Here is a 267-nt window from a genome sequence, read left to right as displayed (position 1 = left end):
CATAAATAAGAACTTTCAAATTGATTTTAATCGCTTTCTGACGTGCGTCGATAGAGCGTTTTAAAATCGAAACATGCTGAATTTCTTGTACCGAAACTTTGATTTGCTTAGACAAATGGTCTTTTAGCAATGATTCGTTTGCAGCAATTTCTGGTGTAACTTGAAGTAAAAGTTCTTTAGGCATTTTTGTGTTTTTATTCTATTAGCTTTTCTTTCTATGAAAAGAACATGCAAAAGTACTATTTTGAAATGAGATTTTATATTTAG

General features: G+C 30.0%; 1 pseudogene. It reads right to left on the bottom strand.

From position 1 onward, the window contains the following. Nucleotides 1-184, bottom strand: a pseudogene (locus tag ACWA1B_RS22790) (FAD-binding protein); the annotation flags it as partial. Nucleotides 185-267: the final 83 nt, after the last annotated feature.

The organism is Flavobacterium xizangense (assembly GCF_054075145.1).
This window is presented reverse-complemented; position numbering and strand designations above follow the sequence as displayed.